The sequence below is a fragment of the Tahibacter sp. genome, from assembly GCF_035481375.1.
Taxonomy (GTDB): Bacteria; Pseudomonadota; Gammaproteobacteria; order Xanthomonadales; family Rhodanobacteraceae; genus Tahibacter.
In genome coordinates this window covers 1-25197 of record NZ_DATIGT010000021.1, presented here as the reverse complement: position 1 = coordinate 25197, position 25197 = coordinate 1, and the positions used below count along the sequence as shown (strand labels likewise).

Below are 25197 nucleotides of genomic sequence, written 5' to 3'. Positions count from 1 at the left end.
GACTGCCGGCGCGCAGCCTGCTGCCGATCGGCGGCGGCAAGGATTCGCTGGTTTCGGCGGAACTGCTCAAGCGCCACGGCGAAAACGCGACCGCGGCCTGGGTCGGCAACTCGCCGCTGATCGCGGCCTGCGTCGTCGCGACCGGACTGCCCGGCCTCAACATCCAGCGCCAGCTCGCGCCCGAACTGTTCGAGTACAACAAGGCCGGCGCCTGGAACGGCCATATTCCGGTCACTGCGATCAACTCCGCCATTCTCGCGGTCGCCGCGCTGCTCTACGGTTACGACAGCATCGTGTTCTCCAACGAACGCTCGGCGTCGAGCGCGACGCTCGAATACGACGGGCAGTCGGTCAATCACCAGTGGAGCAAGGGTTGGGAGTTCGAGCGGTCGCTCGCAGCCTGGCTGCGCGGTCACGTGGCGGCGGACCTTGCCTATTTCTCGCTGCTGCGGCCTTTGTCGGAACTCGCCGTGACGCGGCTGTTCGCGCGCGAGTCGCGCTACGACGCGGTGTTTTCCAGCTGCAATCGCAATTTCCGCATCCTCGGTCCGCGTCCGGCCGATCGCTGGTGCGGACAATGTCCTAAATGCCACTTTGTATTTCTCGCGCTCGCGCCGTTCCTGCCGAAGCCGCGCCTGCTCGGCATCTTCGGCCGCAACCTGCTCGACGACGAATCGCAGCATCAGGGCTTCGACGCGCTGCTCGAGTTCCACGAACACAAGCCGTTCGAATGCGTCGGCGAGGGCCGCGAATCGCGCGCCGCGCTGTATGCGCTGAGCCAGCGGCCCGAGTGGCGCGAAGACGCGCTCGTCGCGCGCTTCCGCAGCGTCGTGCTGCCGCAGCTCGACGCGGCCGATCTCGCGCTCGCGCCGCTGCTGCAGCCCGACGGTCCGCACGGCCTGCCGACGCGCTTTGCCGGAATCGTCGATGCGTTTTGCTGATCTCGCGGAAAAACGCGTTGCGATCTGGGGTTACGGCCGCGAGGGCCGCGCGACGCTCGCCGTGCTGCGCCGCCGTCTGCCGGGCCAGCGTCTCGCGCTGATCTGCAGCGAGGCCGAGGCCGAGGCCGAGCAGGCGCGCGCGTTCCATCAGGACGCGCTCGACTACGTCACCGTCGAACCGTACGCCGGGCTGCTCTGGAGCTTCGACGTCGTCATCAAGTCGCCAGGCATCAGCGCCTACCTGCCGGCCATCGTCGAAGCGCGCGCGGCCGGCGTGCGGTTCACCTCGGCCACGGCGCTGTGGTTCGGCGAGAACCCGCTCGCACGCGTCGTCGGCGTGACCGGGACCAAGGGCAAGAGCACGACGAGCGCGCTGATCGCGCATCTGCTGCGCAGCCTGGGTCAGCGCGTCGCGCTGGCCGGCAACATCGGGCTGCCGCTGCTCGAACTGATCGACACGCCGGAAGCCGTCGATTGCTGGGTTGTGGAATTGTCGAGTTTTCAGACCGGCGACGCCGACCGGCTCGATGTCGGCCTGATCAACAACGTATACGAGGAACACCTCGACTGGCACGGCTCGCGCGAGCGCTACGTCGCCGACAAGCTCGTGCTCGCCGAGCGCGCATCGACGCTCGTCGTCAACGCGCTGCAGCACGAGCTCGTCGCCCGGACCACGGCGCATCCGCGCCGGAGCGTGTTCGGATCGGTCGCCGGCTGGCACGTCGCCGAGGGCATGATCATGCGTGGCTACGAGCGCGTGTTCGACCTGCGCCGGCTGCCGCTGGCCGGCGAGCACAATGCGCTGAATCTTTGCGCCGCACTGACCGTCGTCGACGCGCTCGGCCTCGACGCGCGCGCGGCGCTGCCCTCGGCACGCACCTTCCAGCCGCTGCCGCACCGCTTGCAGACGCTCGGCGAGCAGGACAACCTGACCTGGGTCAACGACAGCATCTCGACGACGCCGCAGGCCACGATCGAGGCGCTGCGCAGCCTCGAAGGCCGGGCCGTCAGCGTACTCGTCGGCGGATTCGACCGCGGGCTCGACTGGACCGAATTCCAGCGCCATGTCGAATGGCGCCCGCCGGTTGCGGTGATCTGCCTCGGCGCGAGCGGCACGCGCATCGCGCGGCAGCTCGGCGCGGCGCCGACGGACTACCGGCTGGGCCATTGCGTCGCGCTGGCGGAAGCCGTGGCGCTCGCGCGCGAATGGACGCCGCCGGGCGGTGTCGTGCTGCTGTCGCCGGGCGCGCCGAGCTTCGATCAGTTCCACGATTATGCGGATCGCGGCCGTGCGTTCACGCAGCTCGCCGGCTTCGATCCGCAGTCGATCGCTGCGATCGAAGGACTCGGCATCGCCTGATCAGTCGCCGCTGATGAAATCCGGGCCCTTGCCCGCGGTCTTTTCGTAGACGCCGCCGCCGGCGCGACGATACTGCGTGAAGCCGTGCTTCGCCGCGTGGCCTTCGCTGGTCAGGTGGCTGTTGCCGATGATGGTGTTCGGTGCGGAGATCCGGCGCTGCACGGGAGCGCCGCAGTCGGGGCAGGCAACGACGTCCGCATCGCTGAGCTTTCGCAGCAGATCGAAGCCGGCCTCGCAGCGTGGGCAGCCTCGGTCCTGCGCAATGTATTCGTAGATCGGCATGACGGTTGCAGCGAAAGGAGTGTCGCGAGGATGCGGGCGCGCCGCGCGTGCTTCAAGCGGCGACGCCGGCGTTCGCCTCGGCGCTGCGGCGGTAGACATCGTCCATCGCCTTCCAGCGGTTGACGATGCTGCAGAACAGCCGCGCGGTCTGCTCGGTGTCGTACACGGCCGAGTGCGCTTCGTTCGCATCCCACTCGAAGCCGGCCGCCGTCACGGCTTTCGACAGTACGGTCTGGCCGTAGGCCAGGCCGGCCAGCGTCGCCGTGTCGAAGCAGCTGAACAGATGGAACGGACTGCGCTTGTGACCCGTCCGGCGGATCGCGGCATTCAGGAAGCCGAGGTCGAACGACGCGTTGTGGCCGACGAGGATCGCGCGCTGGCAGTCGGCGTCGCGCATGGCCTTGCGCACGGGCCGGAAGATGTGGTCGAGCGCTTCTTTTTCGTCGAGCGCGGCGCGGAACGGATGGGTCGGATCGATACCGGTGATCTCGAGCGCGCGCGGGTCGATGTTGGCGCCCGGAAACGGCACGACGTGCGTGGAAACCACGGGTTCCGGATGCATCCAGCCCTCGGCATCCATGCGAATGACGACGGCCGCGATCTCGAGCAGCGCGTCGCGATCGGAATCGAAGCCGCCGGTTTCGACGTCGACGACGACGGGCAGGAAACCGCGGAAACGCTGCGCGTAACTGACAGGGGTGGATTCGGACATGCGGGCAGGATACCGGATGCCGCCGGCTGCGCCCATCGCGACGCGCCCGCGTTCGTTCAGGCGCGCAGCATGCGTGCGGCGACGGCGAGCGCCGCGGATGCGCCCAGCAGCACGACGCCCAGCAGCGGAATCAGCATCAGGAACGGCAGGCCGATCACGGCGAGCGCGATCGACGCGCTCCAGAAGTCGCCGACGGCGACGATCGGCCGCTGGGCGCCGGCGAGGCGCGCGATCAGATGATCGAGGCTCAGCTTGCCCGCGCCGCCGAAGATCAGCGGCAGCAGCATGACGACGAACAGCAAGGGCAGCTTGAAGTTGCCGTGGCCGCTGTTGCTGATCGAATAGCCGGCCAGCAGGTCGCTCCACATTGTCCACATGTCCGGCCAGTGGACCGCGGCGGTCGCGACGAAGGTCAGGAACATCAGCGAGAACGCGAAGAAGCGCGTACCGAGGCCGAGCCACAGCATCACGCCGCCGATGATCTCGAACCAGGTCGCGATGCCCCAGGACAGGCCGACCGGGACGATGTCGAACGGCCACGGGAATTTCTGCTGGATGTCGGCGAACCAGTTGTCGCCGCGCAGCTTTTCCAGGCCCGACTCCCAGAATTCCCAGCCCATGATCAGGCGCAGCACGGCCGGCGGCACGACTTCGGCCGCGGCTTGCAGTCGCGCGGTCAGCGCGTCCCAGAGAGTGACGAGGCGGGCGATGGCGGACATGCGGGGCGGCCCTTGGCGGAGATTGCGCAACAGGACCGGGTGATGCGGTATTCGCTTTCGCGCGAGATCACGCCGGCGCACGCGCGATCAGTTCGATCCGGTCGCCGAGCGCGTCGCGCAGCAGGCGCTCGTGCGCGGCGCTGGGCTCGACCAGCACGGCGCGCTGCGCCGCGGCGAGGATCGGCAGGTCCGCATAGCTGTCGCTGTAGCTGACGGCCCAGGGCGCGATTACGCCGAACTCGGCCAGCACGGCGATCTTGGTCGCGCCGAACGTGTGCCGGCGCGCGTAGAGGCCCGCGCGGCCGAACTCGATCGTCGAGCCGACGGCCGTCACGCCGGTCACGCCGAGTTCGCGCAGCAGTCCGTCGAGCAGGTATTGCGCCGTGCCGCTGACGACGAATACGCGGTCGCCGGCCGCGACATGGGCGCGCAGGCGCTCGACGAGCGGCGCATTGACGCGGCCTTCGCCCGCGAGCCAGATCGCGCAGAACGCGTCGATCTCCGCTTCGAAGCGGCGGCGGTCGAGGCCGACCGTCAGCGCCCGCGTGAACGCGCGTGCCGCCCAGGGCAGGGTGCGCGGATGGCGCATCAAAGGCAGCAGCGGAAGCATCGGCAGCGCGGCGAGCACGCGCCGCCGGCGCGCGCGCGTCCGCCAGCGCAGATAGCCGGCGAAGCTGTCTCCGCGCAGCAGCACGCCGTCGAAGTCGAAGACGATGGTGGCGGTCATCGCGATGTCGGGAAATCGCACGCGAACGCCGCCGGCGGCGTTCGCGCAAATGCGGGCGCGCTGATGGTCAGCGCGTGCCGAGCACGACGATGGTCTTGCCGGTCACCGTGATCATGCCCTGGTCTTCGAGCTGCTTGAGCACGCGGCCGACCATTTCGCGCGAGCAACCGACGATGCGGCTGATCTCCTGGCGCGAGATGCGGATCTGGCTGCCCTTGGGATGGGTCATCGCGTCGGGCTCTTCGGTCAGGTCGATCAGCGTCTTGGCGACGCGGCTCGTCACGTCCATGAAGGCGAGGCGGCTGACCTTGCGCGAGGTGTGCAGCAGGCGGTTCGACAGCTGCGAGCCGATCGCGAACAGGATCTTCGGGCATTCGGCGGACAGCGACGTCTCGAACAGGTGGAACAGCCGCTCGTAGCTGATTTCGGCGAGCTCGACCGGCGTGCGCGAGCGGACCATGACTTCGCGGCGCGGGGTTTCGACGAACAGGCCCATCTCGCCGATGAACTCGCCGCGGTTGATATAGGCAAGGATGAGCTCGCGGCCTTCCTCGTCTTCGGTCAGGACGGTCAGCGAGCCGTCGATGATGTAATAAAGAATGTTGGCCGAGTCGCCGGGACGGATGATCGCCGTCTTGCTCGGGTAGCGCCGTCGGTGGCACTGGCCCAGGAACCGCTCCATGGCCTGGCGGTCGGGCACGAGCATCGGTGGTGCCTGGACCTTGTTGACGGCCTGTTGCAGGTTGTAACGAAAGTCGGCGATTTTCTGCATGCCCGGATGCCCCAATTCCTCTGCGAGCCGCGTGCGTCCGTTGCGGCTGATGTCTGCGGCCTTTCCCGGCCCCGTGGATTGCGGCGGGTCCCCAAGCGTCCGTCCGCGCAAGCCCGCATCTTAGTCGAAAGCGGCACGGCTTAACGAATCCCGGGACGGCTGTGTAAACCGTAACCCGAATGGTCCATAATCCGCGCCCTTTCCTCCCCCACCCCGGCCTGCGCGAGGTATTACGCCGTGGTCAAGCCTCTCCCGCGTCTGAAGCTCCAAGGTTTCAACAACCTGACCAAGGCGCTCAGCTTCAATATTTATGACATCTGCTACGCGGTGACGCCGGAACAGCGCGATCGCTACATCGAGTACATCGACGAGCAGTACGATGCCGACCGTCTGACTCAGATCCTGACCGACGTCGCCGACATCATCGGTGCGAACATCCTGAACATCGCCCGCCAGGACTACGATCCGCAGGGCGCGTCGGTGACGATCCTGATCTCCGAGCAGCCGGTCATCGACAAGAAGCAGGCCGGCAAGGACGTCATCTCCGACGCCGTCGTCGCGCATCTGGACAAGAGCCACATCACCGTCCACACCTATCCGGAAACGCATCCGCACAACGGCATCGCGACGTTCCGCGCGGACATCGACGTGGCGACCTGCGGCGTGATCTCGCCGCTGAAGGCGCTGAACTATCTGATCGAGAGCTTCGAGTCCGACATCGTGACGATGGACTACCGCGTCCGCGGCTTCACGCGCGACGTGAAGGGCAAGAAGCACTACATCGACCACAAGATCAACTCGATCCAGGACTACCTGAGCAAGGGCATCAAGCAGCGCTACGAGATGATCGACGTGAACGTCTATCAGGAAAACATCTTCCACACGAAGATGCACGTGAAGGAGTTCCTGCTCGACACCTACCTGTTCGAAGCCAATGCGTCCGACCTGTCGTTCAAGGAACGCATCCGCATCGAACAGCAGCTCAAGTACGAGATCGAAGAGCTGTTCCACGGTCGCAACCTCAGCTGAGCTGTCGCTCCGAACAAAAACCCGGCCCCGGCCGGGTTTTTTCGTCGGGGGCGGGAATCGGGGAGCGCCTCGCACCCAAACCTGAATCCGGTTTACGGTTGGCGAACGGGACCGCTGCTAGCATCCGCGCCATCTCCGTCGCCGCCTCTCGAACCATGTCGCGCGCTTCGTTTCGCCGTTTCGCCTGCCTTGCCGCCCCGTTCGCGGCGCTCGCCACGTTGCCCGCGCTGGCCGAGCCTTACGCCCTGCTCACGCTCGAGCCCGCGGACGCCGCGACGGTCGAGGCAGCCGTCATTCCGGTCGACGATGCCGACGACGTCGCGCGCAAGATCCACGCGCAGCTGCGCGCCGATCCGGCCGGCGATGCGGCGCGGCTGCCGGCCGCGCTGAGCGCCGGGGACCGCGTTCTCGTCGAACTGCGTTTCCGCGCGGATGCCGGTCTGCAGCGGGCCGAACAGGCGTTGACCCGCGCCTCCGCGGAAATCCGCAATGTGCTGGCGGTCGATCGTGTCGAAGCCAGCATCGCGCGCGACCGGCTCCACGACCTCGCGCGCGACGCCGACGTCGTCAGCATCGCGCCGGCGCGACTCGTGCGGCCGCTGATCGGCAACCGCACGAGCGAAGGCGTTGCCGCGGGACGCGCGAATCTGTGGCAGTCGGCTTCGCCCGCGCTCAATGGCAGCGGCATCGTCATCGCGATGATCGACAGCTTCGACAACAACGGCAACGAAGTGAACTCGCTGCAGGCCTCGCAGGACTGGCCGCCGGATGCGCGCGTCACGCTGCTCGACTACAAGACCTTCGCTTCGCCGCCGGCCCAGTGCTCGCCGTCGAGCTTCGGCTGCATGAACGTGCGCCACGGCAATGCGACGCTCGAAATCGCGTATGACGTCGCGACCGGCGCGAACTTCCGTGCCTACGACACGATCACCGTCGGCGACTGGCGCCGCGCGATTCTCGATGCGGCCAATCTGACGAATACCGGCGGATCGTCCGGATCGGTGCGCGCGCAGATCATCTCCGCATCGCTCGGCGCACCGCTCGACGGCAAGGGCGACGGCACCGCGTTGCCGGGTTCGATCGCCGAAGCGGCCGGCTGGGCGCGCAACCGCGGCGTGCTCGTCGTGAACGCGGCGGGCAACGAGCGCCAGCAGCACTGGGACGGTCTGTTCACGTCGGCGACTTCGCCGAATGCCGCATTCCACACCTGGGCCGGCTCGAACACGCGCTTCAACGCGTTCGGCAACGGCTCCGGCACGGCGTACTGCATTCCGGCGGGCGAGACGATCGCGGTGGACCTGTACTGGAACAACTGGGTCTCGCCGGGCTCCAACCGCAACTACGACCTCTATCTCTATCGTGCGACCAGCGGCACGACCTGGGAATCGCTGCCGGTCGCGCAGTCGACGTTCCTGCAGAACGGCGGCGCCGGGCAGACGCCGCAGGAGCAGGTCGTGTTTACCGCGAGCGGCAGCACGAGCGGCTGCCCGGCCAACAGCGCCGTGTTCGGCGTCGCCGTCATGCGCGTCGCCGGCACGACCACGCGCGAAAATCTGGAACTGTTCACGAATATCCCGCTCGACACGCGCGTGACCGCGCGCAGTCTCGGCTTTCCGGCCGATTCGCCGAACGTGCTGTCAATCGGTGCGATCAACGTCGCGACCGCGGGCACGAATCCGCAGGAGCCGTTCAGTTCCGAAGGCCCGGTGCTCGCGGCCGGCGGCGGACTGCCGTCGACGAGTCCGGGCAGCGATCCCAATCTCAAGCCCGACGTCGCGAGCTACGACAACGTCAGCACGGTGAGCTACGGCGTCGGCGGCACGAACCCGATTCCGGCGACGAGCTTCACCGGCACCTCGGCCGCGACGCCGCACGTCGCCGGCATGGCCGCGCTGCTGATGCAGCGCAACGGCATCCCGACGACCGCGGCGCAACTCGACACCTGGATCGTGATGCCGCTGCGCACGCTGGCCGCGACCGGCAGCAACGATCTCGGCACGACCGGGCGCGACTATCAGTACGGCTACGGCCGCCTGCGTTTCCAGCGCGAAAACACGCTCGCGTTCCTGCAGGCGCCGGTCAACACCGCGGTGAATGCAGCGATCACGCCGGCCGTCAAAGTGCGCGTGCTCGACGACGAAGGCCTGCTCGTGCCGAACGGTCTGCTCGCGGCGGGTTCGATCGCGATCGGCCACGACCCGAACGGCGGCAGCGCGGTGCTCGGCAACGGCGGCAACGCGTCGTTCGTGCAGGGTGTAGCGACCTGGAGCAATCTGCGCATCAATCTCGGCGGCACCGGCTACACGCTGCGCGCGACCGGCGGCACGCTGCCCGCGGCCACGAGCGCGTCGTTCAACGTGACGACCGGCGCGCCGACGACGCTCGCGTTCGCGCAGCAGCCCTCTACCGTGCAGGCCGGCGCTGTCATGCCGGCGATCACTGTGCGCGTCGAAGACAACGGCGGCAATCTCGTGACCAGCGACAACGCGACCCAGGTGCAACTGACGCGCTCGACCTGTACGACCAGCCCCGTGCACGGCGGCGGTCCCGTCACCGTCGTCAACGGCGTGGCCACGTTCACGAACGTCGCGCTCTACACGCCGGGTTCGAATCTGCGTCTGACCGCCAGCGCCGCGGGACGCACGAGCGACAACAGCGACACGTTCGGCATCACGGGCAACAGCGACTACATCTTCCGCAGCGCGTTCAGTGCCTGCCTGCCGTGACGGCCGGCGCGGAGCGCTATCAGAGGCGGTAGACGACGGTTTTCATCGTTGCCGCGGCGAAGCGCATGAGGTCCGGAATCGGCCGCGGCAGCCGGCGTGCGCCGGCCGCGAGCGCGTGCTCGGCATGGCGCGCTTCGTCGTCCTTCATGACCGCGACGATCGCGCGGCTGCGCGCATCCTGCGCCGGCAGCCCGGTGTGCTCGAGATGCTCGTCGAGATGCGCCTCGACCTGGCGCTCGGTCTCGACGACGAAGCCGAGATTCCAGCCGTCGCCGCGCAGTCCGGCCGCGAGACCCATGGCGTAGGCGCCGGCATACCAGAACGGGTTGAAGACGCTCGCGCGGCTGTCGAGTTCCTGCAGACGGTCCTGGCACCACGACAGGTGATCGGTTTCCTCCTGCGCGGCTTCGAGCAATTGCATGCGTGTCGCTTCGTCGCGCGCGACCGCGGCCTGGCCGAGATACAGCGCCTGCGCGCAGACCTCGCCGGTGTGGTTGATGCGCATGAGGCCGGCGGCATGGCGCCGCTCGGCGTCGTCGAGTTCGGCGATCGGCAGGTCGCCGGCCGGGTTCGGGCGCGCCGCATGCGCGCGCGCGCCGAGTGTGGTGCCGAGCGCGTGCTCGATCTGATCGAAAAGGCGGTCGATGCGGCTGTAGCGGCGCGTGAACATGAGCGTTGCCTCGAGGCGGGAATCAGGATCGGCCGTCGCGCGACGGCGGTGGCGGAGTAGGGCGAGCGGCCGGCGTTTTCAACTGGCGTGCGAGCAAGGTCAGCGGATGCAGCACGTCGATCGCGCGCGCGCGTGCGCGCAGGCCGTTCGCCAGATGCAGGCGACAGCCGATGTTGCTGGTCAGCAGCAGGTCGGCGTCGAGCGCTGCGAGCTGGTCGAGCCGCTCGTCGCGCAGCGGATCGGCAATCTCGGGATGCTGCAGGAAATGCGTGCCGCCGGCGCCGCAGCAGCGTGGCTGCTGCGGCAGATCGACAAGTTCCAACTGTGGAACAAGCGTCAACGCCGCGCGCGGCGCGGCGCCGGCACGCACGACGTTGTCGAGCGAACAGGGCCGGTGCAGCGCGGCCTTCACGGCGAGCGGCGAGAACGACAGCGTGGGCAACAGCGCATCCTCGGCAATGAAGTCGACGATCTCGCGCACCGCGATGCCGCTGCCGGCCAGCGCGTGATCGCGCAGGCTGCCGTAGCAGCCCGACGCCGATACGACGACCGTGTCGACGCCGGCCTCGACGAACGCGGTGCGCGTCGCCTGGGCCAGTATCGCGGCCGTGTCGCCGTGTCCCGCATGCTGCGGCAACGCGCCGCAACAACCCTGCGCCGCTGGCTCGACGACGCGATAGCCGAGCGCGTTCAGAAGCTTTCGCGCGGCGGCGTGCGTATCGCGGTCGAACGCCGACGCGACGCAGCCGAGGAACAGGCCAATGCGGCCGCGCTCGCCGGTCGTCTCGCCGGGGCGCAGTCCGCCCAGTCCCGGCAGCGGCGGAATCGCCGCGATCCAGCGGGCGATTCCGTTGCGGCGCGCGGCACGGTGCCGGGCGAGCGGGCTCAGCCATTTCGACAACCGCAACGTCTGTCCGGTCTGAGCGAGCGCCCGCAGCAGGCGCGGCCGCGCGATCAGTCCATAGATAAGGCGTTGCCGCCGATCGGGCGGTGGTGCAGTGGCCTGCCGGTGCAGATCGATCAGCCGGCCGTACTGCACGCCGGACGGACAGACGCGCTCGCAGGAAAGACAGCCCAGACAATGATCGAGATGCGCCGCCGTGGCCGGTTCGGGCTCGAGCGAACCGTTCGCGAGCGCGCGCGCCAGCGCGATGCGCCCGCGCGGCGATTCGACCTCGGTGCGGCCGACCCGATACGTCGGGCAGGCCGGCAGGCAGAGTCCGCAGAGCACGCACTGGTCGGCCAGCGTCAGCAGTTCGATGGCCGTTTTCGGGCCCGGGGGGATTGAAGACATGCCGGATCATGCTAGCATTCGCGCCCCCCGGCGGCCTGCCGGGTTCAAGGCCGGAACGTAGCGCCCGGGGCTTGCAGCCCTCGGAATGTGCCGCTATCATCCCGCGCCTTTCCCTGCCCCTTCTGGCACAAGGTTTTTTTGTCATGAAAACGATCAGCGCGAAGGCTGAGACCGTGAAGCGCGACTGGTACGTCGTCGACGCGACCAACAAGACGCTGGGCCGTCTGTGCTCCGAAATCGCGCTGCGTCTGCGCGGCAAGCACAAGACCGTGTTCACTCCGCACGTCGACACCGGTGACTACATCGTCGTCGTCAATGCCGAAAAGATCCACACCACGGGCGCGAAGCTGGACGACAAGTTCTACCACCGCTTCACCGGCTACATCGGCAACCTGAAGTCGACCTCGCTCAAGGACATGCTCGCTACCCATCCGGAGCGCGTCATCGAGATCGGCGTCAAGGGCATGCTGCCGAAGAACCCGCTGGGCCGCGCGATGTACCGCAAGCTCAAGGTCTACGCCGGCGCCGAGCATCCGCACACCGCCCAGCAGCCGCAGGCGCTGGACATCTGAATTCCGCAGGAATAGAGCACATGGCACTGCAACAGAACTACGGCACCGGCCGTCGCAAGACCTCCGCCGCTCGCGTGTTCCTGCGTCCGGGCACCGGCAACATCGTGGTGAACGGCAAGACCCTCGACACGTTCTTCGGCCGCGAAACCGCCCGCATGATCGTGCGTCAGCCGCTCGAACTGCTGAACGTCACCGAGAAGTTCGACATCCTCGTGACCGTTGAAGGCGGCGGCACCACGGGCCAGGCCGGCGCGATCCGCCTCGGCATCTCCCGCGCGCTGACCGAATACGACGAAAGCCTGAAGTCGCCGCTGCGCAAGGCAGGTTTCATGACCCGCGACGCCCGCGAAGTCGAGCGCAAGAAGGTCGGTCTGCACAAGGCACGCCGCGCCACGCAGTTCTCGAAGCGCTAATACCGTTTCACCGGGGCAGGAAGCCCCGAACGCAGCACGCACGAGGTCAGAGCGCGCGCTGCGTCCAGTTGATGGGAGATCGTCTAACGGTAGGACAACGGACTCTGACTCCGTTTATCTAGGTTCGAATCCTAGTCTCCCAGCCACACACAAAAAACCCCGCCTTGTGCGGGGTTTTTTGTTTTGCGGCCGCGTAGGCTGCGATCGAACGGAACAGCCAGCCCGCGATTACGGCGCGGGCTGCTGTCGGAAGGCGTGTTACTTCAGCCCCATGTAGTCCCGCTTCCCGATATCGACACCGTTGTGCCGCAGCAGCGCATAGCTCGTCGTGACATGGAAGAAGAACTGCGGCAACCCGTAGGTCAGCAGGTACGCGCTGCCCGTGAAGCGCTTTTCCTTCGGCGTGCCCGGGCGCGTCACGATCTCGCGCGTCTCGCCGCCTTCGAATTGCTCGGGCGCAAGGCTCGCGACGAAGCTGCGGGTCCTTTCGATCAGTGCCTGCAAGTCGTCGAACGACGCTTCGTTGTCCTCGTTCTTCGGGACGTCGACGCCGGCGAGACGTGCCGAGACGCCGCGTGCGAAGTCGCAGGCGATCTGGACCTGTCGCGTCAGCGGGAACATGTCCGGATACAGGCGCGTCTGCAGCAGCGCTGCCGGTTCGATCTTCTTCTCGTCGGCATGTGCCTTCGCCTTGGCGAGTACATCGGCGAGGCTGCCCAGCATCTGCTGGAACACGGGGACGGAAGCGGTGTACAGGGAAACGGTCATGGAAGTTCCTGGCGGTGAGTGTGCGACGTAAGGATCGGTGGGCGGGATTGCGGATAGTGCGCGGTTTCGTACGTGACGCGCACATATCGCTGCAACACCTGCGCGCGCTTCGGTCTTGCGGCCCGAGGACCGGCGTAGATCACCGGCCTGCGGTTCACCTTCGACCGGCAGGCGATTCCGCAACGATGCGGTACCTACGGTCGCTTGCCGGTTGCCTTCGCAACCGCCGGAGTGACCGGGAGATATCTGATCTGGCTGGCGGGCACGATCAATGTCTTTCCGTTCTGGAAGACGCCGCATGCGCGCTCCGAGCAGCGAATCTCGAAACCCGTCTGCGTCACACCGGCGTCGTCCTTCCAGGAGACCTCGCGCCACTTCCGGTACTCCTCGCTCTTCCAGGTCTTGTCCGCATGATCGTTCGCAGCCCACAACGGCGGCCCGATCAGCAGGATTCCGATTGCCGACAGGCATAGCGAAAACAGGAGTGGTGCAGCCAGCGTTCCGACGAGGGAGAAGAACAGAGCGAGTGCCCGACGCAAGACTTCAGGAACGCTGGCAGCACGCTGTTTGGCTGCTTCGCGGTCGTTGAGCCAAGTGTGCGCCTGCTTCGCCCATGCGCGCGTGGACAACCAAGCCAGCCCGAACGACAGCGGAGCAAACCCCAGAGTTGCCCACCAGGCCCATCCCGGAAAACCTTGTTCGAGCCACGAGAACGGCGCGATGGCCACGTGGATGGCGACCTGGAACGCGTAGAGATAGGTCTGCTGCGGGCTGATCGGAAAATCGGCGGCGCTGAGGCCCCATTCGCTGAGCAGGGTCTGATGGTAGACCGTGCCCCACACGAAAGCCGCTGCGAGCAGCACGGGCGGGAACGTCAGCAGGAAGGTGAGGCGAGTCTTGGTGTCTGACACGAGTGCTATCCGGTTGTCGAAAGTCCGTGTTAGTGGCGCTACTGCCCGCATGCTCTCAGCGACTTTCAGGACGCACGCATGCGTATCCGTTTGTGTATTTGTATCTAACGCGCGCGACTGACCTGGGTCGGTTTGGAAGCGCAGTAGCGTGACCGCATCGCATGACGATCGGAGTAGGCGGGTGGCTTGGCCGATCGTCCCGCCACCGTCGCTATCCGGTCCGCGCGCCTGCGTGATTCGGCAAACGGCTCGCTTGCGTCGCCCGCGGAATATCGTGCGCGGTCGGCCTGGAAGGTTCGACGCGCGAACTCCATCGTCTCCTGTGCAACGCGTTCTCGCCCGTTGTTTCACCGCGCAGGGAAAAACATGCCGATCGAGACCACTCGACGGAACTCGCGCGTTCGTTGCGGCGCGGTTCTGAGTTCGTCGCAGCGTGTTGCGCCGGCTGCGGGCCGTGACATCAGCGTCGGCGCGGCACGGATCTGCCGCGCCTGACCGGCACGCGTCGCTCCATGAGCGCGACGACCCATTCGATGAATGCGCGCAGCTTTCCGCTGACGTGGCGGCTCGGCGGAAACGCAAGGTATAGCGGCATCGGTTCCAGTTGCCACTCGCGGAACAGTGCGACGAGTTCGCCGCGCGCGACGTGCGCTTCGGTCCGCATAGACTCCGCCCTTCGCCGTCGCGCACGGCCGGTCGGGACTGCTGCTGCCCCTGGACTGGATGAGCTACGAGAATCTCGATCGCATCGCCGATGCGTTCGTGCCGGCGCGGGGCATCGCAGCGTTGCTGTTGATCCTCGTGCATCTGTTCGCGCGGCGCTTTGGCGTCGCGGGCAAGCTGTTCGCGTATTCGCGCTCGGGCTCGCGCTGGCCTACGGCATGATGTTCGCGGACAACCGCTTCGGCTTCTGGCCGGCGTTCGGGCTCGACTACAGCACGCATGCTTCCGTCGCGCTGATGTTCACGGCCGTGCTGATTGCGGCGTGGCGCCGGCTCTGGTGGCTCTGGTGGCTCTGGTGCGGGCTCGTGCTGGCCTATCTCGGCCTGTGTCTGTATCAGCGCTATCACACGGTTGCCGACATCGTGACGACGGCGTTGTATCTCGTGCCGCTGCATCTGCTCGTCGTGCGTGGCGTGTTCGGCAACTGGGGTTTGCGCGCGGTGCGGTGAGGAGGCTACTGCTCCTGCGGGGCGCCGCTACGTTTCCGCGCGCGCGGGCGCCCGCCGCCGTTCATGCAGGATCGGGCAAGAACCGCGCAGCAATGCGTTACCGCCCTTGCTGCGCGACTCGCGATCATGCGTGACCCCGAAACGAGGAGTCACGCAATGGCTTTGGCAAAAGGTTATGCGGCGCCGGCCGCGAAGGCGCCGCTCGCTCCGTTCACGTTCGAGCGCCGCGAGCCCAATGACGACGACGTCGTCATCGCGATCCGCTACTGCGGTATCTGTCATTCCGACATCCACATGGTCGACAACGGCTGGGGCATGAGCGTGTATCCGCTCGTGCCTGGCCACGAGATCGCCGGCGTCGTCACGGCGGTCGGCAGCAAGGTCACGAAGTTCAAGCCCGGCGATCATGTCGGCGTCGGCTGCTTCGTCGATTCGTGCACGACGTGCGCGCATCGCGACGTCGATCGCGAGCAGTACATGCCGGGACTGGTTCTGACTTACAGCGGCTTCGAGCGCGGCAGTACGACGCCGACCTACGGCGGCTATTCGGATTCGATCGTCGTCAAGGAAGGCTACGTGCTGTCGATTCCGCAGAATCTGCCGCTCGACGCGGCCGCGCCGCTGCTGTGCGCCGGCATCACGCTGTATTCGCCGCTGCGCCACTGGAATGCCGGTCCGGGCAAGAAGGTCGCGATCGTCGGCATGGGCGGCCTCGGGCACATGGGCGTGAAGCTCGCGCATGCGATGGGCGCCGACGTGACCGTGCTGTCGCAGACGCTGTCGAAGAAGGACGACGGCCTGCGTCTCGGCGCGAACCGCTATTACGCGACCAACGATCCGGACACGTTCACGACGCTCGCGAACCAGTTCGATCTGCTCATCTGCACGGTGTCCTCGCCGATCGACTGGAACGCTTATCTGAACCTGCTCAAGGTGGACGGCACCTTCGTCATCGTCGGTGCGCCCGAGCAGCCGGTGCCGGTCAACGCGTTCCCGATGATCATGAGTCGCCGCTCGCTCGCGGGATCGGCGATCGGATCGATCAAGGAAACGCAGGAAATGCTCGATTTCTGCGGCGCGCACGACATCGTCGCCGACATCGAGACGATCGCGATCGGCGAAGTGAACCGCGCCTACGAACGCATCGCGCGCAGCGACGTGCGCTATCGCTTCGTGATCGACATGGCGACGCTGGGCTGATCGGGGCAATCGACGGCCCGACGACGCACGATCGTCGGGCCTTCGCGGCCGCATGCTAGGCTGCGCGCGTTCACTGCAGGGAGCGCGCATGTCGAGGCAGCACGGTTGTTTGTGGAGCGAAATCCGTCACTCCGCGTGGTGTCGTCGCGTGCGGGCCGCTGCATGACCGCTCCTGCCGCGATTGGAAAACCAAAGCTCCGCACGCGAGTCCTGCGCACGACGGCCGCTGTGGTCGTCGTTTGCGCCGCGCTGCTCGGTTTCGTGATGCAGCCGTTCGTGGCGCCGCTGCCGTCACAGCCGCCGGCGGTCGAGCCTGCGGCGCTGGAGCGTCATGTGCGCGTGCTCAGCGTCGATCTGTTTCCGCGCAGCTACGACCAGCCGGAACGCATCGAGGCGGCGGCGCGCTATGTCGAGCGGACCTTCGCCGACGCAGGCGTTGCGACGGAATCGCAGGCCGTTGAAGTCGACGGCATGACCTATCGCAACGTGATCGCGCGTTTCGGTCCGCGCGAGGGTCCGCTGCTCGTGATCGGCGCGCATTACGACTCGCATGCCGATGTGGCGCGCGGCGTCGGCGAAGCCGGATTTTCGCCGCAGACGCATACGCCGGGTGCCGACGACAATGCGAGCGGGGTTGCGGTGCTGCTGGAACTCGCGCGGCTGCTCGCGACGCATCCGCCGCCGCGACCGGTCGAACTCGTCGCGTATACGCTCGAAGAGCCACCGCATTTCCGCAGCAGCGACATGGGCTCGGCGCGGCATGCGCACGCGCTGCGCGAGGCCGGGCGCGACATCGAGCTGATGCTGTCGCTCGAAACGCTGGGTCACTTCGACGATGCGCCCGGCAGCCAGGCCTATCCGATACCGGCCATGCGCTGGCTCTACGGCGACCGCGCCGATTTCATCGCGGTCGTCGGACGGCTCGGCGGTTTCGCCGCGACGCGGCGCGTCAAGGCGAGCCTGCTCGGCGCATCCGATCTGCCGGTGCGTTCGATCAACGCACCGGCGCTGTTGCCCGGCATCGATTTCTCCGATCACCTGAGCTACTGGGACGAAGGCTTTCCGGCGTTGATGATCACCGACACCGCGTTCCTGCGCAGCGCGAATTACCACGGTGCGGGCGATACGGCGGAAAAGCTCGATTACGCGCGCATGGCCAAGATCGTGCAGGGCGTGTACGCGATCACGCGGCAGGCGCCGGCACGCTGAGCGTGCGCGGCGCTCGTCGTGCCCGGCCCTTCGGCGGCGCGGCGCCCAGGGCGCTCACTCCTTCGGCGGCTCGCCGCTCATGTGTACGAATTCCCAGGTGTGGCCGTCGAGATCGTCGAACGAGCGGCTGTACATGAAGCCGTAGTCCTGCGGCGCGCGCGGTGTCGTGCCGCCGGCGGCGACGGCCTTCTCGATGATTTCGTCGACTTTCGCGCGGCTGTCGACCGACAGCGCCGTCAGCACTTCGACATGCGTGCGCGCGTCGCAGATCGTCTTGTCGGTGAAGGTCTGGAAGAACGGTTCGCGCAGCAGCATCACGTAGATCGTGTCGCTGATGACCATGCAGGCGCCGTCGTCGTTGGTGAAGTCGGCGTTGAAGTCGTAACCGAGCTGACGGAAGAAGGCTTTGGACTTGTCGAGATCCTTGACCGCGACGTTGACGAAGATCTGGGTGCTCATCGGCGTATTCCTTTTGCGAACGTGGATGGAGAGTACCGGTCGTGCCGGTCTGCGCGCCGGCCCGTGGCCAGATTGCGTAGAGACGACGAACGACGCCGACCGGAATCGACACGGTCGGGGAAAAATATTTCGGAATGTGAGGTGGGTTGCGGTGAGCCCACCGGGCGGACCGCAACATCGAGGCGCACGAGCAGGGCACTCGTCACGAAAGAGAACGAACCGCCGTTCAGGCCGCCTCGGCCGTCTCGACAACGCTGTGCGCCGGGACCGCTTCCGCCGCCGCACGATCAAGTGCAAACGCATAGAGCCGTGCGTTCGGCACCCAGCCGTCGTCGTCGTTCGCGAGCGCACCGTCGGGCGTGCCGAGCAGATGGTCGATCGCGTTGATGACGATCTGGTGCGTCACGAGCAGCACGCGTTCGCCGGCATGGCGCAGCCGGATGTCCTCGAGCGCGCGCTGTACGCGCAGCACGACGTCGCATCGCGATTCGCCGCCGGGCGGCCGGAAATGAAAGCGGCCGACGCGCTCGCGCTGCGCCGCCAGCTCCGGATGGCGCACGGCTACACCCTTGCGCGTCAGATGGCCGATGACGCCGAACGCTTTCGGCTTGAGGCGCGCGTCGACCGTGAAGGCGATGCGGCTGCCTTCGTAGGCGTGGCGGATGATGCCTTCCGCGGTTTCGAGCGCGCGCCGGAACGGCGAGCAGAGGATCCGCGTCGGACGGTGCGCTGCCGGCAGCGCGAGGATCAGGCGGCCGAGCCAAGCGGCCTGCTCGTGACCCAGTTCGGTCAGCGGCAGGTCGTCGTCGGCGAGCGCGATGCCGAGATCTTCGCGGCCGCTCGCTTCGGCGTCGGCGCGGACGACGTTGCCGAGGCTCTGGCCATGGCGGCACGCGAGCAAGGTCGCAGCGGTCGTATCGGACGGGTACATCGGCTCCTCCTGTGAGCATGGCGCGACGATTCCGGTCGTCGCGTTGAACGAGTGACGGCGGTTATGGCGAACATGGAGCAACCGCCGTGCCACGCGGCGGAACGCGGATCGTGCGATTCCTGCGTTGGCGGCCCCTGCAATCTGCAGGCCGCGTCCGCGCCGTGCCGTGCAGCGCGCGCGATGCGCGCTGCACGGCAGGTGAGCAACGGGTGACGGCGAGGCGCGAGTCTGCGCCGGCGCCGTGTCAGTCGATGAGATCGGCCTGCGCGATCGGCGTGAACCAGAGCAACTGGTAGTGGTAGTAGGGATAGGTGTAGCTCGCGTTCTCCCCGGCGATCGACGAGGAATGCAGACCGTAGACGAGACAGGTGCCGCTCGAGCAGACGATTTCGTCGATGTAGGACTTGATCGAGTACGTGCGCGCGGCGAGCTTCTTGCCGTAGATGCCGTTGAGCAGCGGGCTCGAAACCGACAGGCCGTTGCTGCCGCAGGTCGACGTCGGCACGTTGTACGGATACATGCCGCAGCTCCAGAGGCCGCGATAGGCGCCGGCGATGCCGACGAAGCTCTCGACGTTCGCGGCGAGGCCGAGCTTGAGGATCTCGCGTGCCGCCAGCGTGACGCCCATCGAATGGCCGACGACGTCGATCTTGCCGGTGCACGACGTGGCAATGGCCTGGTTCAGCGCGTTGGCGACCGGTGTTTCCTCGCTGCCGCTGTGATCGTTGCAGGCGGGACAGGTCTTGCTGCCCCAGTTCGGGCGCAGGATCTGTGCGTCGGTGTAGTCGCGCGCGCGCAGTTCGACATAGGTGTTGTCGAAATCCTGCGGCGAGCCGCTGTTGCCGTGCACGAGCACGACGCTGTCGACGCAGATCGCGGCCGCGGGCTGGATGATGCAGGCGAGCAACGACGCGACGAGGGCCGCGCGAACGTAGCGGATCATGGTGGAGCCTCCCGGTGAGTGCCGGCGATTGTTCCCCTGACGCGGCCGCGCGCCGTTCGCGGCGGCATGATTGCCGGCCAGCGTAGTCGCGCCCGGTGATGCGCGAAGCTGTACTTAGGTACTACGGCGCGTCTGCGCGCGGGCTCTGACGGTCTGTGACCGCCGTCACGCGCGCCGTGCGGGCCCGGGACACTTCGTCGGACCGATCCGTCCGTTCATGCGCATGCGGAGGCCGGACCGCTCCGCGACCGCTATCGTCGACGGGTTGCGCCGCCGTCCGTCTTCGCGGGGAAGCAGGGCCGTCGCGGCGGCCGGGAACGCACATGATCTCATCGCGCATCGGATTGCTCGCGGCCGGCCTGCTGTCCAGCGCCAGCCTGTCCGCCGCCGTCGACGGCACGGCGCCGCCGTTCGCGCCGCTGTTCGCGACGACCTACACGCCGGCGCAGTCGGTGAACTGGCGCACCGAGCCCGACGGCACGATCGTGACCTGGGGCAGCGGCCGCGCGCGGTCGCGGCATGAGTCGGAACACATTTTCTATACCTTTCCGATCCGCTACCACGAGCACCGCACGTTCGGTTTCGAGATCCACGATCGCGTCGCCGCCGGCGGCAATGTCATCGAGATCTACTACTCGCCGCAATACGCGCACTGGCGCCAGCCCGAGTGCCGCTCGGCCTACGGCAATCCGTATCGCGCCGCGTTCAACAACAATGCGACGTTCAATCCGACGCCGGTCGCGGTCGCGAATCCCGACGGCACCGGCCAGAAGTGGGTCTGCCGCATCACGCGCAACGCGCATGCCGGCAGCGACGGCGTGCTGCGCGTCGGCGACTGGATGGAAGTCGAATTCCAGCAGTTCCTGGGCATCTTCCAGGGCGACCCGGTCGTGCAGGGGCAGACGGTCTACTACACCGACACCTACCGCTTCCGCATCGGCCATCCGGGCCTCTACATCGACGGCGACGAGGTGCTCAACGCGAAGCTCGCCGCGGGCGGCGCGGCGACCGCGCCGTTCGTGCGCGCCGGCGAAACCGTCGCGCCATCGGCCGTGATCGCGCAGCAGGGCGACCTGCTGACCTACCGCAACGACGCGAACCAGGTCGTCACGCACCGCATCCTCGACGGTCTCGGCAACTACGACACCTATGTCGTGGACAGCGGCATCGCCGACTACACGGCGTTCTTCCGCGAGGCGCTGAACATCCGCTGGGACACGCACAACGCGTTTCTCCATGGACGCCGCCTGTTTCACAGTTCGTTCCGCAGCGGTGCGCATTTCGAACCGGGCAATCCGGCGCACACGGGCGTGGCCGGACTGGCCGGCGGCCTCACCGTGCAGGAATCGTGCATCGCGTGCCACGTGCACAACGGCCGCGGCAGCGCACCGGCGAACGGGCAGCCGCTGCAGACGCTCGCGGTGAAAGTGTCCTCGGGCGTCGCCGACGCGAACGGACTGCCGCTGCCGCATGCGCTGTTCGGCGATACCTTGCAGCCGCGTTCGCTCGCGGTATCGATACCCGTCGAGCCGATTGCGCGCGTGACGTTCGCGGACGAACCCGGCAGCTACGGCGACGGCCAGCCATTCGTGCTGCAGCGACCGGGTTATGAATTCGTCGACAGCGACGATCGCATCTTCGCATCGGCGTTCCAGGCGCAGGATGCGCCTGGCCGCGCGATCGCGTTCCACTCCGCGCGCATGCCGCAGACGGTCGCCGGGCTCGGGCTGCTCGAAGCAGTCGACGAAGAGACGCTGCTGCAGCGGCACGATCCGAACGACGCGGATGGCGACGGCATCTCGGGCCGCGTCGCGCTCGTGCCGACCGGCGGCCTGCCGCAGATCGGGCGCTTCGGCTGGAAGGCCGACAAGGCCAGCCTGCGTCAGTTCACGGCCGCGGCGCTGCGCGCCGAGATCGGCGTGAAATCCTCGCTGCGGCCCACGCTCGACTGCACGCCGTCGCAGACTGCCTGCACCCAGCAGGCGCAGAACGCCGGCACGCTGACCGATGCCGATCTCGCGCTGATCACGATATACGTACAGATGACCGGTGCGCCGGCGCGCCGTCCCGATACCGTGGAGCTGCCGCAGGTCGTCGCGGGCGAAGCCGTTTTCCATCAGCTCGGCTGCGGCGGCTGTCACGCGCCGACGCTGCAGACCGGCTATCGGCATCCGCTCGCGGAACTGCGCGGACAGACCATCCGCGCGTATACCGACCTGCTGCTGCACGATCTCGGCGACGGGCTCGCCGATCGTCTGCTCGCCTCGGGCACGCTCAATCGCGAATGGCGTACGCCGCCGCTATGGGGGCTCGGATTGCGCGACGCCGTCAACGGTCACGGCCGGCTGCTGCACGACGGCCGCGCGCGCGACCTGCCCGAAGCCATCCTGTGGCACGGCGGCGAAGCGTCGGCCAGCCGTGAAGCGTTCCGTACCTTGCCGGCGACGAGCCGTGCGGCGCTGATCGCGTTCCTCGATTCGCTCTGAAGCAAAAAGCAACAACGAGACAAAGTAAAGCTGCGTCAGCTCTGCGGCTTTACTGCAGGCGCTCCGCTGCGCGACGCCAGGCCCAGTGTCGCAGCGCAAGCGCGATGGCCGGTCCGATCACGAACAGGTGCATCAGGAAGTTCGTGACCTGGGCCAGCGTCGTGCTCGTGCCGACGGTCACGGCCGACAGCGGCACGACGACGAAGCGCATGACCACGTAGATGGCCGTGCCGAACAGCACGCCGGCCATCGCGGCTTCGCGCACGAGCCACTGCCAGCGCCGGCTCGCAGCGAGGTACATCCCTGCCGCGACGATCAGGATGAAATAGTGCGCGGCGGCGCCGAGCGCGGCGCTCGCGGCGCCGCCCTGGAATGCCGCAGGACCCTGCAGGCCGCTCGCGATGTATTGCAGGATGCGTCCGGGGTTGACGCCGCGCACGCCGTGGAACACGAACACGTAGAGCAGGTCGAGGCTGCCGGCGATGAACCCGGCGAGCACGCAGGCGAGCAGCGGCCGGCGCGGACGTGATTCGAGTACGAACGACATGACGAGGCTCCGGCGCGAAGGTGCGCGCACGATACGTCGCCGCGTCGCGCCGCGGCGGTTGCCGCGGCGCAACGCGCAAGGCGCGCAACGGCGCGTGCGCCGATGCGCAGCGGATCGCTCATGCGTCGGCGTTCGCGGCCGCCGTGCGCGGCTGCAGCAGCGGCAGGCGCCGGTCGAACTCGCGCCGCAGCAGCACGAAGCTGATCACGGCCTGCAGCGCGAGCGTCGCGACCGACAGCCACCACAGGTGGCGCAGCTCGAACCAGGACTGCTGCGACATCCAGATTGCCGGAATGACGAAAGTGACGATTCGTGTCGCGCTCGAAACGAATGCGGGAATCGTGTTGCCGAGCGCCTGGAACATGCCCGATGCGCTGAAAATGAGCCCCGACGCAATGAAGTTCCATGAGATCACGGTCAGGAATTCCACCGCGTAGGCGATTACGTCGGCCTCGTGCGTGAACGGCCGCACGAGCGCTTCGGGCGCCCACTGGCACAGCAGCGTCAGCGCCAGCATGATCACGGCGCCGATCGCCGCGGCGGAGCGAAATGTTTCGCGCACGCGCGCGGCGATGCCGGCGCCCACGTTCTGGCCGGCTACCGGCGCCGTTGCGAACGCGATCGCCATCGCGGGCAGGAAGATCGCCTGCATGACGCGCGATCCGATGCCGAAGCCGGCCTGCGCCGCGGCGCCGAAATCGCGGATCAGCCAGTAGATGACGCCCATGTAGACGAAGATCAGCGCGAACTCGCCGCCCGGCGGCAGCCCGATCGCGAGGATGCGCTTCCAGACCGGCAGCTGCGGCGCGAACTGCGTGCGGTCGAAATGCACATAGTGCTCGAGCCGCACGAAGTACCAGATCATCATCGCGACGCCCGCGGCGACCGACAGCGTGCTCGCGAGTCCCGCACCGAACACGCCGAGCGGCTTGCCGGTCAGCCATCCGGCGATGAACACGGGCGCGAGCAGCGCGTTGAGGATCACCGTGAGCACCTGCACGACCATCGTGGGTTTCGCGATACCGGTGCCGCGCAGCGCCGAACCCATGCCGACGAGCGCGAACTGCAGCGCCATGCCCGGCAGGAAGCCGTAGAGATAATCATTGCCCGCGGCGATCGTCGCCGCGTCGGCACCGAGCGTGCCGATGTAGAGGTCGGCGAAACCGTAGCCGCCGATCAGCGTGAGCGCCGCGCAGATCAGGCCCAGCAGCAGGCTCTGGTTGAACACGAGGTTCGCGTCGTGTTGGTCCTTGCGACCGGCCGCCTGCGCGATCAATGCCATCGTGCCGACGCCGAGCACCTGGGTCACGGCCATCAGAATGAACTGCACGTTGCCTGCGGTGCCGACGCCGGCCACCGCGGCATCGCCGAGCTGCGCGACGAAGTAGAGATCGATCAGCACGTAGAGCATCTGGAACAGCATGCCGATCGCGATCGGTGCGGCCATGCGCAGCAAGTGGCCCGGAATGGAGCCTTGCGTGAGGTCTTTCATCGCGGTGTCCGTCGGCAGTCGAGGCGGCGCACGGTAGCGCGCACGCGGCGCGTTTGCCAGAACTGCAAATCTGCGCGATAAAATGATCTTCGTAGGCCCCGCATGCCCGTTTCACCGAATTCCGCATCGCGACGCACTGTCGCTGCGACGCCAGATGGAGCGCTTCGGCAGCCGATTCGTAGGCGGGGCTGAGCCGCAGGCGAAGCCCAACGCCGAGGTCGTCACGCGCGGCGATCATCCGTCGAAGAAAGATCGCATTCCGAAAAGACCAACCGCTTCGCTATCGGAGCCATCGTTTCGCCGTGCGTCCGGCGAGCGGGTTCACCTCGATGTTGGGCTTCGCCTGCGGCTCAGCCCAACCGGCGTCACTGCAATACGTCAACGCAGCAGCGAGCGCCGCGTCGGCTGCAGACGCAGCGTTTCGCCGGCGCGCGCGAGATATGGCTGAAGTTCCGCTTCGCTGTCGCGGAACGCGTCGGACGCCTGGAAGCGGCGATGCTGTGCTTCGTCGACGAAGGCGGCGAACGTCACGAGCACGTTTTCGCCGGCGCGCACGGGCAGGCGCCGAAACGTGTTTTCCGCCGATTCGGTGACGAAACGCGCGAGCGGTCTGGCGCCGCCGTCGCGCCAGCGCGGCTCGACGCGCGTGCGCATGAGCTCGAGCAGCGCGGGCGTCGCCGGTTCGCGCAGATAGCGGATCGTCGCGACGAAGAGCATCGCGTTCGTATCGGCGGCATCGTTTGCGGGACGCGCGCGGCCGGCGAGTTCGAAGCGCGAACCGGCATCGGCGGGACGCAGCAGCAGCACGTTGTCGGAATCGATCATCGTCGCGTTCGCGGCTTCGCGATGCGCCTTCCAGACC

The 25197-nt window shown here is 67.3% G+C and carries 25 protein-coding genes, 1 tRNA gene and 2 pseudogenes; 12 read left to right on the top strand and 16 right to left on the bottom strand.

What is annotated here, in order from left to right:
• Together VLF18_RS01270 and murD are read left to right on the top strand one after the other, a co-directional pair.
• Window positions 1–941 (top strand): annotated as a pseudogene (locus VLF18_RS01270) (endonuclease domain-containing protein); the annotation flags it as partial.
• Complete coding sequence (murD, locus tag VLF18_RS01265) at window positions 928–2301, top strand: UDP-N-acetylmuramoyl-L-alanine--D-glutamate ligase (protein ID WP_325277798.1); 1374 nt, start codon at window positions 928–930, stop codon at window positions 2299–2301. The pseudogene VLF18_RS01270 and the gene murD, both read left to right, overlap by 14 nt.
• Here murD and VLF18_RS01260 read toward each other — a convergent pair whose 3' ends face one another.
• The 5 genes from VLF18_RS01260 to crp all read right to left on the bottom strand — a co-directional run bounded on the left by VLF18_RS01260 (window position 2302) and on the right by crp (window position 5513).
• Window positions 2302–2583 (bottom strand): zinc ribbon domain-containing protein, encoded by a 282-nt coding sequence (locus tag VLF18_RS01260; protein WP_325277797.1) that lies wholly within the window; start codon window positions 2581–2583, stop codon window positions 2302–2304.
• Between the two features lie 52 nt (window positions 2584–2635).
• Window positions 2636–3295, bottom strand: a complete 660-nt coding sequence (gene rnt, locus VLF18_RS01255; protein ID WP_325277796.1) for a ribonuclease T — start codon at window positions 3293–3295, stop codon at window positions 2636–2638.
• 56 nt (window positions 3296–3351) lie between these two features.
• On the bottom strand, window positions 3352–4014 hold the full coding sequence (locus tag VLF18_RS01250) for a DoxX family protein (RefSeq protein ID WP_325277795.1): 663 nt from the start codon (window positions 4012–4014) through the stop codon (window positions 3352–3354).
• Between the two features lie 67 nt (window positions 4015–4081).
• Window positions 4082–4741, bottom strand: coding sequence for a haloacid dehalogenase-like hydrolase (locus tag VLF18_RS01245; RefSeq protein WP_325277794.1), 660 nt, complete (start codon window positions 4739–4741; stop codon window positions 4082–4084).
• A 67-nt stretch (window positions 4742–4808) separates the two neighbouring features.
• Window positions 4809–5513, bottom strand: coding sequence for a cAMP-activated global transcriptional regulator CRP (gene crp, locus VLF18_RS01240; RefSeq protein WP_414717170.1), 705 nt, complete (start codon window positions 5511–5513; stop codon window positions 4809–4811).
• Window positions 5514–5750: 237 nt separating this feature from the next.
• On the opposite strand from crp, the gene speD reads away from it, so the two are divergent.
• Window positions 5751–6542: an adenosylmethionine decarboxylase gene (gene speD, locus VLF18_RS01235; RefSeq protein WP_325277793.1), complete on the top strand. Its 792-nt coding sequence runs from the start codon at window positions 5751–5753 to the stop codon at window positions 6540–6542.
• A gap of 155 nt (window positions 6543–6697) precedes the next feature.
• Entirely contained in the window at window positions 6698–9268 is a 2571-nt protein-coding gene (locus VLF18_RS01230; RefSeq protein WP_325277792.1) for a S8 family serine peptidase, read from the top strand.
• Window positions 9269–9287: 19 nt separating this feature from the next.
• Here the strand turns inward: VLF18_RS01230 and coq7 are convergent, their stop codons facing one another.
• Entirely contained in the window at window positions 9288–9938 is a 651-nt protein-coding gene (gene coq7 / locus VLF18_RS01225) for a 2-polyprenyl-3-methyl-6-methoxy-1,4-benzoquinone monooxygenase (protein ID WP_325277791.1), read from the bottom strand.
• 22 nt (window positions 9939–9960) lie between these two features.
• Complete coding sequence (locus VLF18_RS01220) at window positions 9961–11232, bottom strand: (Fe-S)-binding protein (protein ID WP_325277790.1); 1272 nt, start codon at window positions 11230–11232, stop codon at window positions 9961–9963.
• A 143-nt stretch (window positions 11233–11375) separates the two neighbouring features.
• Between VLF18_RS01220 and rplM the strand changes: the two genes are divergently transcribed.
• The 3 genes from rplM (at window position 11376) to VLF18_RS01205 (ending at window position 12363) form a co-directional block, all read left to right on the top strand.
• Window positions 11376–11804: a 50S ribosomal protein L13 gene (rplM, locus tag VLF18_RS01215; protein WP_325277789.1), complete on the top strand. Its 429-nt coding sequence runs from the start codon at window positions 11376–11378 to the stop codon at window positions 11802–11804.
• Between the two features lie 20 nt (window positions 11805–11824).
• Window positions 11825–12217 (top strand): 30S ribosomal protein S9, encoded by a 393-nt coding sequence (rpsI, locus tag VLF18_RS01210; protein ID WP_325277788.1) that lies wholly within the window; start codon window positions 11825–11827, stop codon window positions 12215–12217.
• Window positions 12218–12289: 72 nt separating this feature from the next.
• Window positions 12290–12363, top strand: a tRNA-Gln gene (locus tag VLF18_RS01205).
• Between the two features lie 112 nt (window positions 12364–12475).
• Here VLF18_RS01205 and VLF18_RS01200 read toward each other — a convergent pair.
• The 3 genes from VLF18_RS01200 to VLF18_RS01190 all read right to left on the bottom strand — a co-directional run bounded on the left by VLF18_RS01200 (window position 12476) and on the right by VLF18_RS01190 (window position 14560).
• A complete protein-coding gene (locus VLF18_RS01200) occupies window positions 12476–12985 on the bottom strand; it encodes a DUF1993 domain-containing protein (RefSeq protein ID WP_325277787.1) in 510 nt (169 codons plus the stop codon).
• Between the two features lie 194 nt (window positions 12986–13179).
• Complete coding sequence (locus tag VLF18_RS01195) at window positions 13180–13896, bottom strand: hypothetical protein (RefSeq protein WP_325277786.1); 717 nt, start codon at window positions 13894–13896, stop codon at window positions 13180–13182.
• A 460-nt stretch (window positions 13897–14356) separates the two neighbouring features.
• Window positions 14357–14560, bottom strand: coding sequence for a hypothetical protein (locus tag VLF18_RS01190; protein ID WP_414717169.1), 204 nt, complete (start codon window positions 14558–14560; stop codon window positions 14357–14359).
• Between the two features lie 59 nt (window positions 14561–14619).
• Between VLF18_RS01190 and VLF18_RS01185 the strand changes: the two genes are divergently transcribed.
• The 4 genes from VLF18_RS01185 (at window position 14620) to VLF18_RS01170 (ending at window position 17477) form a co-directional block, all read left to right on the top strand.
• Entirely contained in the window at window positions 14620–14781 is a 162-nt protein-coding gene (locus VLF18_RS01185) for a hypothetical protein (protein ID WP_325277785.1), read from the top strand.
• Window positions 14778–15068 (top strand): hypothetical protein, encoded by a 291-nt coding sequence (locus tag VLF18_RS01180; protein WP_325277784.1) that lies wholly within the window; start codon window positions 14778–14780, stop codon window positions 15066–15068. Before VLF18_RS01185 ends, VLF18_RS01180 begins: the two co-directional genes overlap by 4 nt.
• A 156-nt stretch (window positions 15069–15224) precedes the next feature.
• Window positions 15225–16268, top strand: a complete 1044-nt coding sequence (locus tag VLF18_RS01175; RefSeq protein WP_325277783.1) for an NAD(P)-dependent alcohol dehydrogenase — start codon at window positions 15225–15227, stop codon at window positions 16266–16268.
• Window positions 16269–16496: 228 nt separating this feature from the next.
• Window positions 16497–17477 carry a M28 family peptidase gene (locus VLF18_RS01170; protein WP_325277782.1) on the top strand — a complete coding sequence of 327 codons (981 nt, stop codon included), beginning with the start codon at window positions 16497–16499 and terminating at the stop codon, window positions 17475–17477.
• A 54-nt stretch (window positions 17478–17531) separates the two neighbouring features.
• Here the strand turns inward: VLF18_RS01170 and VLF18_RS01165 are convergent, their stop codons facing one another.
• From VLF18_RS01165 to VLF18_RS01155, 3 genes are all read right to left on the bottom strand, one after another.
• Window positions 17532–17936 (bottom strand): VOC family protein, encoded by a 405-nt coding sequence (locus VLF18_RS01165; protein ID WP_325277781.1) that lies wholly within the window; start codon window positions 17934–17936, stop codon window positions 17532–17534.
• A gap of 226 nt (window positions 17937–18162) precedes the next feature.
• Window positions 18163–18867, bottom strand: a complete 705-nt coding sequence (locus VLF18_RS01160; RefSeq protein WP_325277780.1) for a histidine phosphatase family protein — start codon at window positions 18865–18867, stop codon at window positions 18163–18165.
• A 244-nt stretch (window positions 18868–19111) separates the two neighbouring features.
• On the bottom strand, window positions 19112–19810 hold the full coding sequence (locus tag VLF18_RS01155; RefSeq protein ID WP_325277779.1) for an alpha/beta fold hydrolase: 699 nt from the start codon (window positions 19808–19810) through the stop codon (window positions 19112–19114).
• Between the two features lie 323 nt (window positions 19811–20133).
• Here VLF18_RS01155 and VLF18_RS01150 point away from each other — a divergent pair, with 323 nt between their 5' ends.
• Entirely contained in the window at window positions 20134–22296 is a 2163-nt protein-coding gene (locus tag VLF18_RS01150) for a di-heme oxidoredictase family protein (protein WP_325277778.1), read from the top strand.
• A gap of 49 nt (window positions 22297–22345) precedes the next feature.
• Here the strand turns inward: VLF18_RS01150 and VLF18_RS01145 are convergent, their stop codons facing one another.
• From VLF18_RS01145 to VLF18_RS01135, 3 genes and pseudogenes are all read right to left on the bottom strand, one after another.
• Entirely contained in the window at window positions 22346–22843 is a 498-nt protein-coding gene (locus VLF18_RS01145) for a hypothetical protein (RefSeq protein WP_325277777.1), read from the bottom strand.
• Window positions 22844–22961: 118 nt separating this feature from the next.
• Window positions 22962–24335 carry an MATE family efflux transporter gene (locus VLF18_RS01140; protein ID WP_325277776.1) on the bottom strand — a complete coding sequence of 458 codons (1374 nt, stop codon included), beginning with the start codon at window positions 24333–24335 and terminating at the stop codon, window positions 22962–22964.
• Between the two features lie 378 nt (window positions 24336–24713).
• A pseudogene (locus VLF18_RS01135) lies at window positions 24714–25197 on the bottom strand (NIPSNAP family protein); the annotation flags it as partial.